Annotated in this window: 10 protein-coding genes and 1 pseudogene; 7 read left to right on the top strand and 4 right to left on the bottom strand. The window is 64.3% G+C overall.

Annotated elements, in window-relative coordinates:
* On the bottom strand, positions 1-241 hold a 241-nt coding region (locus IE266_RS26285), incomplete at its 3' end, for an ATP-binding cassette domain-containing protein (protein ID WP_308434626.1).
* Between the two features lie 557 nt (positions 242-798).
* Between IE266_RS26285 and IE266_RS26280 the strand changes: the two genes are divergently transcribed.
* Complete coding sequence (locus tag IE266_RS26280) at positions 799-1,932, top strand: CaiB/BaiF CoA transferase family protein (protein WP_189683105.1); 1,134 nt, start codon at positions 799-801, stop codon at positions 1,930-1,932.
* 18 nt (positions 1,933-1,950) lie between these two features.
* On the opposite strand, the gene IE266_RS26275 is transcribed toward IE266_RS26280, so the two are convergent.
* Positions 1,951-3,141 (bottom strand): acyl-CoA dehydrogenase family protein, encoded by a 1,191-nt coding sequence (locus IE266_RS26275; protein WP_229864534.1) that lies wholly within the window; start codon positions 3,139-3,141, stop codon positions 1,951-1,953.
* A 128-nt stretch (positions 3,142-3,269) separates the two neighbouring features.
* Between IE266_RS26275 and IE266_RS26270 the strand changes: the two genes are divergently transcribed.
* From IE266_RS26270 to IE266_RS26245, 6 genes are all read left to right on the top strand, one after another.
* Positions 3,270-4,034 carry an enoyl-CoA hydratase/isomerase family protein gene (locus tag IE266_RS26270; protein ID WP_189683104.1) on the top strand — a complete coding sequence of 255 codons (765 nt, stop codon included), beginning with the start codon at positions 3,270-3,272 and terminating at the stop codon, positions 4,032-4,034.
* Positions 4,035-4,161: 127 nt separating this feature from the next.
* Positions 4,162-5,418: an aromatic ring-hydroxylating oxygenase subunit alpha gene (locus IE266_RS26265; protein ID WP_189683103.1), complete on the top strand. Its 1,257-nt coding sequence runs from the start codon at positions 4,162-4,164 to the stop codon at positions 5,416-5,418.
* On the top strand, positions 5,415-5,972 hold the full coding sequence (locus IE266_RS26260) for an aromatic-ring-hydroxylating dioxygenase subunit beta (RefSeq protein WP_189683102.1): 558 nt from the start codon (positions 5,415-5,417) through the stop codon (positions 5,970-5,972). The genes IE266_RS26265 and IE266_RS26260 overlap by 4 nt, the downstream gene beginning before the upstream one ends.
* 22 nt (positions 5,973-5,994) lie before the next feature.
* On the top strand, positions 5,995-6,810 hold the full coding sequence (locus tag IE266_RS26255) for an enoyl-CoA hydratase/isomerase family protein (protein ID WP_229864532.1): 816 nt from the start codon (positions 5,995-5,997) through the stop codon (positions 6,808-6,810).
* Position 6,811: 1 nt separating this feature from the next.
* Complete coding sequence (locus IE266_RS26250) at positions 6,812-7,564, top strand: SDR family NAD(P)-dependent oxidoreductase (protein WP_229864530.1); 753 nt, start codon at positions 6,812-6,814, stop codon at positions 7,562-7,564.
* 129 nt (positions 7,565-7,693) lie between these two features.
* The gene (locus IE266_RS26245) at positions 7,694-8,482 is read left to right on the top strand and encodes an SDR family NAD(P)-dependent oxidoreductase (protein ID WP_189683101.1); all 789 of its coding nucleotides are present in this window, start codon (positions 7,694-7,696) and stop codon (positions 8,480-8,482) included.
* Between the two features lie 4 nt (positions 8,483-8,486).
* On the opposite strand, the gene IE266_RS27265 is transcribed toward IE266_RS26245, so the two are convergent.
* Entirely contained in the window at positions 8,487-8,924 is a 438-nt protein-coding gene (locus tag IE266_RS27265) for a class I adenylate-forming enzyme family protein (protein ID WP_308434625.1), read from the bottom strand.
* A pseudogene (locus tag IE266_RS26240) lies at positions 8,924-9,997 on the bottom strand (AMP-binding protein). Before IE266_RS26240 ends, IE266_RS27265 begins: the two are co-directional and overlap by 1 nt.
* Positions 9,998-10,134: the final 137 nt, after the last annotated feature.

The raw sequence follows: 10,134 nt of genomic DNA, 5'->3' as shown, positions 1-10,134 counted from the left end.
CGTGCGAGATGTCCTGCCCGGCGAAGCGGATCGCGCCCTTTTCCAGCGCGCCCTCTTCAAGGTGCAGCGTGCCGGTCACGGCCTTGAGCAGGGTCGACTTGCCCGCGCCGTTCGAGCCCAGCAGGGCGACGACGCTGCCCTCGGGCACGGAAAGCGAGACATCGCGCACCGCTTCTATGGCGTTGTCATAGACGATCTGCGCGTTCCGAAGCTCCAGCAGCGCGCCCAGTTCGGCGCGCACGTCCGGAGCCCACGGAGAAACCGTCTGCATCATGCGACGCACACCGCGCAGGTTGCGAAAACCCTTGCGCAAGGCATTGTCTTCACGGTGATCCTCCCTTCGCCAGCCAGTCCCGCGCGTCTCGCGCCGGAAAGGCATCGCTTCAATCACCGGTCGGTTGACCGGTTTTTTTAATGGGTATCATATTTTCATCTTCAATCAAGAACCTTGGCATTAAAAAACCGGTGGTCCGGCCTACTAATTCCCCACCGTCACGGGCACCCTTGGCCTCATCTTCCTGCGACCGCCCCCCGCAAGTACTCCAGAGCGATCCTTATCCACCTGAACTGCCATGCAAATTTGACGCGTATCCTCTTCAACACCGTTGAAAATCTGCCTTTCGGGCCGCTCAGCTCTACGGCGCGCATCTGTTCTTGCGGCGGCCATCGCCCGCACTCCTCCGTCACGCGCGCAAGCAAAAGACGCCGGTTGTATGGCCCGAATGCTGTCAATATAAACCGGATGAACGACAGGCTTATTGCCGCGAGCCAGGTTCCAACCACACAGGGGAGACCGCCTTGAGCACCACCGGACCGCTTTCACACCTAAGGATTATCGAGATGGCCGGCCTCGGACCCGGCCCGCTGGCCGGGCAGCTGCTTGCCGACCTCGGCGCCGAGGTCATCGTGATCGACCGCGCCTCTGGTCCGGCCGAGCCCACGGACATCAACCGCCGCAACAAACGGTCCGCCGCACTGAACCTGAAATCCGAATCGGGCCGCGAAGCTGCCCTGCGCCTGATCGCCAAAACTGACGCATTGATCGAAGGCTTCCGCCCCGGCGTTATGGAAAAGCTTGGGCTTGGCCCCGACATCTGCCTCGACCGTAACCCCCGGCTGGTCTTCGCCCGGATGACCGGCTGGGGCCAGTCCGGCCCGCTCGCCCACACGGCCGGGCACGACATAAACTATCTCTCGCTGACCGGCGCGCTGGCCGCCATGGGCTCTGCCGACCGTCCGCCCATGCCGCCCCTAAACCTCGTCGCCGATTACGGCGGCGGCGCCATGTTCCTGATTTTCGGCATTCTGGCCGCGCTGCTGGAGCGGCAGCAGTCGGGCAGGGGGCAGGTGGTCGACACAGCCATGGTCGATGGCGTGCCCGCCATGATGGGCGTCTTCCACATGCTGCTGCAACAGGGCATCTGGGACCTGCAACGCGCGCACAATATGCTCGACGGCGGCGCCCCCTATTATCGCTGCTATGAAACGGCCGACGGCAAGGCCATCGCCGTAGGCCCCATCGAACCGCAGTTCTTCGCCGAACTCTGCCATAAGGCGGGCCTCGAACCCCTTTCCCCCCGCCAGCAGAACGACAAGGACGCCTGGCCGCGCCTCAACGCCGAATACGAGGCCGTCTTCCGCAGCAAGACCCGCGATGAATGGGCGGCAATCTTCGACGGAAGCGACGCCTGCGTCTCGCCGGTTCTGACGCTCGACGAGGTCGAACAGTCGCCACACAACAAGGCTCGCGAGATCTTCTTCCGGCAGAACGGCGTGCTTCAGGCCGCGCCCGCGCCGCGGTTCGACCGCACTCCTGCCGGCCCCGTGCGCGGTCCGGCGGCACCGGGCAGCGATACCGACGACCTTCTGCGCGACGCCGGCTATTCCGCCGAAGACATCGCCGCGATGCGGGCCGACGGCACACTTACCTGAAGCGCGGCAGCCAGGCGGTCACATCCGCTTGGCCACCTCTTCCAGCATGACCTCGGTGGCGCCACCACCAATCCGCAGGATGCGCGCATCGCGGGTCATGCGTTCGATCGGTGTGCCGCGCATGTAACCCGAGCCGCCGTGCAGCTGCAGACAGCCATGCACCACATCGTGCAGGATCTCCGGGCCAACCGACTTGATCATCGCCGTCTCGCGGCTGACCGGCTGGCCCGCGTCCTTGGCGGCGGCGGTCTGATAGGTCAGCGCGCGGATCATCGCGACCTTCGACGCCAGGTCCGCCAGCCGCTGACGCGTCGCCTGCTGATCCCAGATCGATTTGCCAAAGGCCCGGCGCGTGCGCACATAGTCCAGCGTCAGCTCGATCGCCTTCGCCCCCTCGCCGGCGCAAAACGCACCGATCATCAGCCGTTCGTGCTCGAACCCCTGCATGATGGCGTGAAAACCCCGGTTCATCTCGCCCAGCAGGTTCTCGCCCGGCACCCGCATGTCCTCGAAGGACAGCTCCGCCGTGTCCGAACACAACCAGCCGTGCTTTTCCAGCTTTGTCGTCACGTTGAAACCGGGCGTATCGGTCGGGACGATGAACAGCGAAATCCCCCTGGCTCCCGCCTCGATCCCATCCGTCCGTGCCCCCAGAACGACCACCTTGCCATAGACGCCATTGGTAATGAACATCTTGGTGCCGTTGATGATCCAGTCATCCCCGTCGCGCACCGCGCGCGTCCGTATCCCCGCAACGTCCGATCCCGCGCCCGCCTCGGTCACACCGATGGCGCAGACCGTCGTGCCGCTGATGATGTCGGGCAGAAACCGCGCTTTCTGGTCCGGCGTGCCGACGCGGGTGATGTGGCTGGCCGACATGTCGGTATGCACCGTCACAGCCGCCGTGAAGCCGCCGAAGGTTGACCGCGACAGCTCCTCGCCAAAGACCACGCTGGCCAGCGACCCCATCTGCGTGCCGCCATAGGCCTCTTCATGCTGCATCCCCAGCAGCCCCATGTCACCCAGCTTGCGGAACATCTCGCGCGGGATCTTGCCCTCGCGCTCCCAGGCCTCGCCATTGGGCGTGACCTCCTTCTCGACAAAACGGCGCACCTGATCGCGCAGCATGACAAGTTCCTCGCCCACGAAGACCGGATCGTTCAGGCGGAACCCCGCCTCCGGCATATCTGCATTCGCTCTGCTGGTCATGTTCATGCTTTTCCTCTTTGCCGCCTGGCTGAATGACGTCTGAAAATTGCACATCTGTCCGCGCGATGCTAGATAAGACAGACGGTTGACCGGTTTATTAAATTTCCCACCGGACGGAGGCCAGCAAAATGACGGCAGTCGAACTTGTTTTCCACGACGACCTTGCGGAAATCACCCTGAACCGTCCAGAGCGCAAGAACGCCCTGAGCGGTCAGGACTGGTCCGCATTGGCCGACGCCGCCCGGCAGGTGACAACCAGCCCCGCGCGCGCCCTGCTGATTCGCGGCGCCGGAGACGCGTTCTGCTCGGGCTTCGACATCGCCGAAATCGAACCGGACAAGACCGACGCCCTCGCCGTCATCGACAGCCTCGTCAATCCCGCCCTGCGCGCGCTGCGCGACGTGCCCGTTCCGACCCTCGCCGCGGTGACCGGCGCCTGCGTCGGTGGCGGTTTCGGCATCGCCGCGGCCTGCGATATCACCATTGCCGCCGAATCAGCCCGCTTTGGCGCGCCTTACAGCAACATCGGCATCATGTGCGACGCCGGCCTGCACAGCTTCCTGCGCGACACCATCGGCCACCAGCGCGCCGCCTATATGATCTTCACCGGAAAAACGATCCCGTCGCGCGCCGCGCTGGACATGGGACTGTGCAGCGACGTGCTGCCCGACTCCGACCTGCAGGAGGGCGTCCGGGCGCTTGCAAAGCGGCTCGCCACGGGACCGACGGCCGCGCTGCGCCGCTCCAAGCACATCCTGCGCCACGTCACCGATCCGGATGCCTCACTCGACGCCGAGGCCCGGCTCCAGGCCGAGGTCTTCGCCACCGAAGACGCCCACGAGGGCATCTCCGCATTCCTCGCCGGCCGCCGGCCCACATTCACCGGGCGCTAAGCACGCGCGTGACGTTGCGGGATTGACTTGCGCCGCTTCGCCAATTATCAGGATGGTCGTCCGGTTTTTAAATGAACGCCGAGACCCCGGAACTTCCCGCCAGCAAGATCAAGAAAAGGAGGGGACCATGGACGGAAACTTCAACCCAAAATGGGATGACCTGATCCAGCCCGGCAGGGTTCACGGATCGCTTTACTATGACGAGGCCATCTTCAAGGAAGAGGTCGAGAAGATCTGGTTCAAGACCTGGGTCTATATCGGCCACGAAAGCGAAGTGCCCGAGAAGAACGACTTCGTGACCAAGTCGCTCGGCCCGATGCCTGTCCTCATGGCGCGCGACTCGAACGGCGAGATTCAGCTTCTGCTGAACCGCTGCCCTCATCGCGGCAACGCCGTCTGCGTGCAGGACAAAGGGAACCGGGCCCGCTTTACCTGTCCGTACCACTCCTGGACCTTCGCCAATACCGGTGAACTCATCAACTACGCCTTCCCCGAGGGCTACAAGGGCACCGACAAGTCCAGCCTGGGCCTCTCCAAGGTCACGCGGGTTGCCAGCTATCGCGGCTTCGTCTTCGGCTCCATGGCCGCGGATGGCCCGACACTGGAAGAGCATCTCGACGGCGCAAAAGGCAGCATCGACCTGCTCTGCGACAACTCCCCCACGGGCGAGATCCAGATTTCCGCCGGCTTCCTGAAACACCGCACGCGTGCCAACTGGAAGTTCATCCTCGAGAACGAATGCGACGGGTACCACCCGGCCTTCGTGCATTCGTCGATCTTCTCGGTCTCGGACAGCGCCATAGGCGATCTCTACGGCGACGCCGCCGTGGCCGTGACCCGCAGCCTCGGCAACGGCCATACCGAGGTCGATCCCCGGCCCGAATTCCGCCGCCGCGACAAGCCGCTCAGCTGGTTCGGGACCACGCCCGATCGTCTGCCCGATTACGTGCGACAAATGAACGAGGCCTATGGCGAGGACCGCGCCCGCCAGATCATGATCGACGGCACGCCGCATACCATGATCTTCCCGAACCTCTTCATCGCCGAAATCCAGATCTTCGTGATCCAGCCGATTTCGGCCACCGAGTCGGTCCAGCATTCCACCGCCATCCAGTTCAAGGGCGCGCCCGACATCAACCGCCGCCTGCGCCAGCAGACGATGGGCTCGGTCGGCCCGGCCGGCTTCCTGCTCGCCGACGATACCGAGATGTACGAACGCAACCAGCGCGGCCTCGAAATCCGGCAGCCCGAATACCTCTACCTCAAGCGCGGCGAGCACCGCGAACGGCGCGACGAGAACGGATATCTGATCGGCCACTCCACCGACGACCTGCCGTCGCGGGCAATCTGGAAACACTACCGCGAGATGATGGAAGACAAATGAGCACTGACGTCGCTGAAATCGAAGGGCCGGACATCCTCAAGGAATGGGTCGGCAAATCGCGGGTCTACGAAAAGTCGTTCAACCCGCAACTGTACCATGAGGTGCAACAGTTCATTTTCCGCGAAGCCCGTCTTCAGGACATTCACGACTATGACGCCTGGGAAGAGCTCTGGACCGATGACGCCCTCTATTGGGTGCCTGCGAATGGAACCGATACGGATCCGGAAAAGCAGATGTCGCTGATCTACGACAATCGGTCCCGCATCGCGTTGCGGATCCGCCAGCTCAAGACCGGGCGGCGGCACTCGCAGACGCCACCCTCGCAGCTGGCGCGCGTGATCTCGAATTTCGAATTTCTGGCGTCCGACACCGACGACATAAAGGTGATGTGCAACACCCAGATATTTGAGACCAACTTGCGCGGCGACACGATGTGGGCGTCACGCAACGAATACTCGTTGCGCCGGGTCGATGGTGCGCTGAGGATGGCCTACAAGAAGGTTGTCCTCATCAACAACAACAAGGCGATCTACACGCTGTCCTTCCTCGTTTGAGGAAGCCAAGGGGAGGAAATCCGTGTTCCAAGGCGAAGAAACGTTGGTCGGCGAAGGGCCGGTCCTGCTGATATATGGCGAAGGGATCGCGCATATTCAGCTCAACCGCCCCGAGACGGGTAACGGATTCGACGTCGATCTGATGCGGCAGTTTCAGGAGGTCGTCATGCAGGTGCATGGCGACGCGCGCGTGCGGTCCGTGATCCTCTCCGGCAACGGCAAGATCTTCACCGGCGGCGGCAACGTAAAGGATTTCGCCTCCAAGGGGGCCGAGCTACCGCATTACCTGCGCATGGCCACCGCCTATCTGCAGATCTGCGTCTCGGGTCTCGTCAATCTGGAAGTCCCGGTGGTGACCCGCGTTCATGGCTTTGCCGCAGGCGGGGCAGGGCTGGGCCTTGTCTGTGCATCCGACATCGTGATCTGCGGCGCCAGCGCCCGTTTCATGGCCGGCGCCACGCGGGTCGGCATGGCGCCGGACGGCGGCGCCACGGCCACCCTCTCGAAGATCGTCGGCTTCCGGCGCGCGATGGATCTGGTGCTGACCAACCGTATCGTCGACGCGGAAGAGGCCGAACGCATCGGCCTCGTCACCCGCGCCGTGCCGGACGACCAGCTGGACGAGGCGGTCCTGACCGTCGCGCGCCAGCTCGCCGCCGGTGCGCCCCGCGCGCAGTCGTCTGCCAAGCGGATGATGTGGAACGGCCTCGCCCGGGGCTTCGAATCCGCCTTGCCGGACGAGGCCCGCGAAGTCGCCGCGCTTTCGGGCACCGCCGACTCGATGGAGGGCCTCCAGGCCGTCATCGAAAAACGCCCGCCCGTCTTCAAAGGCCACTGACATGGACATGTCGAACCGTCTGCGCGGCCTGTCGGCCATGGTCACGGGCGGCGCAAAGGGCATCGGCGCGGCCATCGTCTGCCGTCTCGCCGCCGAAGGCGTGCGCGTCGCGATCTTCGACCGAAACCCCGACATCGCCGAACCCCTCGCCAGGGAATGCGGCCAGGGCGCCACGGTCGCCGCCGTCGATCTTACCGATTTAGCCCGGCTGCGCACCCTGATCGCGGAACAAGGCCCGTTCGATATCGTGGTGAACAACGTCGGCGTCGACCAGCACGCCTTTTTCACCGAGACCACCGAGGACGACTGGCGGCGGCTTCTGACGGTCAACCTCGAAACCGTCTTCGCCGTCACCCACGCCACGCTTCCGCACATGCAGGTGTCGGGCTTCGGGCGCATCGTCAACATCGGCTCCGAGGCCGGGCGGCTCGGCTCGCGCGGCGGGTCGGTCTATTCCGCTGCCAAGGGTGGCCTGATCGCCTTTACCAAATCCATTGCGATGGAAAACGCCCGCTACGGCATCACCGCCAACACCGTCGTGCCCGGCCCCATCGACACGCCCTTGCTGCGCCGCGCGGTCGAGGAGGGTGGTGAAAAACTTCTCAAGGCGATGGAGAACGCCACCCTGTCCCGCCGCCTCGGTACGCCCGAAGAGGTTGCAGCCACCGTCGCCTTCATCGCCTCACGCGAAGCCGGCTACATCACGGGGGAAACCCTCGGCGTATCCGGCGGAATGGGCGTCGCCGCTGGCTGACGGGCGGCCTTCACCGAAAAGTCTGCTTGAACATACTACTTTGCTGCCGTAATCTGACATTGATCCCTCTGGCCCTCCGAATGTAACGCAAGAGTCCTGCAGGCCGGCTAACATCTTGGAGGCACCGTCATGACCCCGAAACTCAAATCCACCGCGACCGCCGGGCTGCTCGCGGGTAAGGTCGTCCTCGTGACCGGGGCTGCCTCGGGCATAGGGGCGGCCGCAGCCCGCGCGGCCGCGCACGAAGGGGCCAAAGTCGTCCTGGCCGACCGGAACGCCCCTGGCACCGAAGAAATCGCAACCGGTTTGGCCAAAACGGGCGCCGAGGTCCTCGCAGTCACCGTCGATGTGTCGGACGCCCAAAGCGTCACCGCCATGATCGCCTCCGTCACCAAAAGGTTCGGACAGCTCGATGCCGCCTTCAACAACGCCGGGATCGGCACGCTGGAAACCCGCGCCGTCGGCAACCGCGCCGGAGACCTCGAGGAAGACAGCTGGCGCCGGATGCTCGACGTCAACCTGACCGGTGTCTGGCTTTGCATGAAGCACGAGATCGCAGTCATGGCGCGCGGCGCCGCAATCGTGAACATGGCATCCATCGCCGGCCTGATTGGCCTGCCTCGTGCCGCGCATTACACTGCCGCCAAACACGGCGTGGTCGGGCTGACCAAGGCTGCCGCGATCGACTACGCAGACCTCGGAATCCGGGTCAACGCCATCTGCCCCGGCTTCGTCGAAACGCCGCTGACCGCGACCAGCAACGCGGAAAAGCGGGCCGCGTCGGTCGCCAAAACGCCGATCGGGCGCTATGCCACCGCCGAGGAAATCGCCGCACAGGCCATCTGGCTGATGTCCGACCACTCCGGCTATGTGACCGGGGCCGCCATCGCGGTCGACGGCGGCTATACGGCCACTTGACGGATCAGACCGCCATTGCGGCCAGCCGTTCACGCAGCTCGGTCTTCAGCACCTTGCCGTAGTTGTTCTTTGGAAGGTCTTTCACAAAGACATAGCGTTTCGGCTTCTTGAACCGGGCAATCAGCGCGGGGCAGGCGGCATCGAGCGCTGCCGTCTCCGGCGGCGTCGCCCCGCTGGCCACGACGAAGGCGACAACGATCTCGCCCCGTTCCGGATCGGGCGCCCCGACAACCCAAACCTCACTGACCTCCGGATGGGTCAACAGCGCCTCTTCCACCTCGCGCGGATAGATGTTCGACACGCCCGAAATCACCATATCCTTGGCCCGGTCGTGCAGCGTCAGATAGCCATTCTCGTCCAGCTGCCCCAGATCGCCGGTCCACAGCCAGCCATCGCGCAGCGTCTTCGCATTGGCGTTGGGGTGGTCCAGATACCCCTGCATCACCTGTGGCCCCCGCACGGCGATCTCACCGATCTATCCCGGGGCAGGGGCGTGCCGTCCTCGCCAAGAACGCGTACTTCGACCACCGAATGCGCCTTGCCTACTGATGCCAGCCGCCGGAGCCAATCGGGATGGACCGAATCCGCGATATCCTCCCGCGACAGTGCCGTGATCGTCATCGGCGCCTCGCCCTGACCGTAAATCTGAACGAACTTCGGGCCGAACACCTTCAGTGTAGCCTGGATTTCGGCCACGTACATCGGCCCGCCGCCATAGACGATCGTCTTGATCCCGGCGCCATCCGCCCCCGACCGCTGCGCGAAATCGACGAGTCGCTTGACCAGCGTCGGGGCGGCGAACATCGAGATTTTCCCTAGCTCCGCCGCCAGTCCGATGATCTCGGCCGGATCGAATCCGCCGCTTTCGGGCACCACATGACGCGCGCCGCGTTGGACGTGGATAAAGTTTTACAGCCCCGCGCGATGCGACATCGGCGCGGGATAAAGCGCCGCATCCTCGCACGCGACATCATCGACATCGGCCAGATAGGCCAGCGAGGCCGCCATCACATTGCCGCAGGTCAGCACCGCGCCCTTTGGCCGCCCTGTCGTGCCCGAGGTATAGAACAACCACGCCGCATCGCTTCCAGCCACGGGGCAAGGGGCCTCCAAACCAGGCGTCCCCTGCATAGCGGCAAAGGCCTCGGTCGCCGGATCGACACAGGGCAGGCCGCAGGCCTCGCTCAGCGCAGCATCGCCGGTAAAGACGAACTTGGTCGCGGAATGCTCCACGATCCAGCCGGCTTCTTTCGCGTGCAGCTTGCCGTTGATCGGAACCGCCGTCGCCCCTGCCCAGGGGATCCCGTAATGGATCGGCAGGTAATCAACGGAATTGGCCAGGAAGATCGCAACCCGGTCGCCCAGGCCGATCCCCCGCGCGGCCAGCGCCGCGCCGATACCGGCAGCCCGTCGGGCAAAACCCGCGTAATCGGCGATTACATGCGCGTCGCGATATAGCGCCGGTGCCTCCGGAACCGATCGCGCGGTCCGGGCCAGCCACTCCGCCGGATTCATCGGTCGCGTTCGAAGAGCGAACAGTAGTTCGCTACCACCGATCCGCCCATGTTGAAGACCAGACCCAAGTCAGCCTTCTCGGTTCCGTCGGAAACTTTCCTGCAGGACGAGCGGAGCCGTCCGGCAGACATAACTAT

The organism is Seohaeicola zhoushanensis (assembly GCF_014656415.1).
GTDB classification, from domain to species: domain Bacteria; phylum Pseudomonadota; class Alphaproteobacteria; order Rhodobacterales; family Rhodobacteraceae; genus Seohaeicola_A; species Seohaeicola_A zhoushanensis.
Note: the sequence above shows the minus strand (reverse complement) of the source record. Positions and strands in the feature narration are given on the sequence as shown.

What these genes read in the sequence shown, in the direction of transcription:
- IE266_RS26265 (WP_189683103.1), top strand. Translation starts at nt 4,162, where the DNA reads ATGGACGGAAACTTCAACCCAAAATGGGATGACCTGATCCAGCCCGGC.
- IE266_RS26250 (WP_229864530.1), top strand. Translation starts at nt 6,812, where the DNA reads ATGGACATGTCGAACCGTCTGCGCGGCCTGTCGGCCATGGTCACGGGC.
- IE266_RS26270 (WP_189683104.1), top strand. Translation starts at nt 3,270, where the DNA reads ATGACGGCAGTCGAACTTGTTTTCCACGACGACCTTGCGGAAATCACC.
- IE266_RS27265 (WP_308434625.1), bottom strand. Translation starts at nt 8,924, where the DNA reads ATGCAGGGGTATCTGGACCACCCCAACGCCAATGCGAAGACGCTGCGC.
- IE266_RS26245 (WP_189683101.1), top strand. Translation starts at nt 7,694, where the DNA reads ATGACCCCGAAACTCAAATCCACCGCGACCGCCGGGCTGCTCGCGGGT.
- IE266_RS26260 (WP_189683102.1), top strand. Translation starts at nt 5,415, where the DNA reads ATGAGCACTGACGTCGCTGAAATCGAAGGGCCGGACATCCTCAAGGAA.
- IE266_RS26275 (WP_229864534.1), bottom strand. Translation starts at nt 3,141, where the DNA reads ATGACCAGCAGAGCGAATGCAGATATGCCGGAGGCGGGGTTCCGCCTG.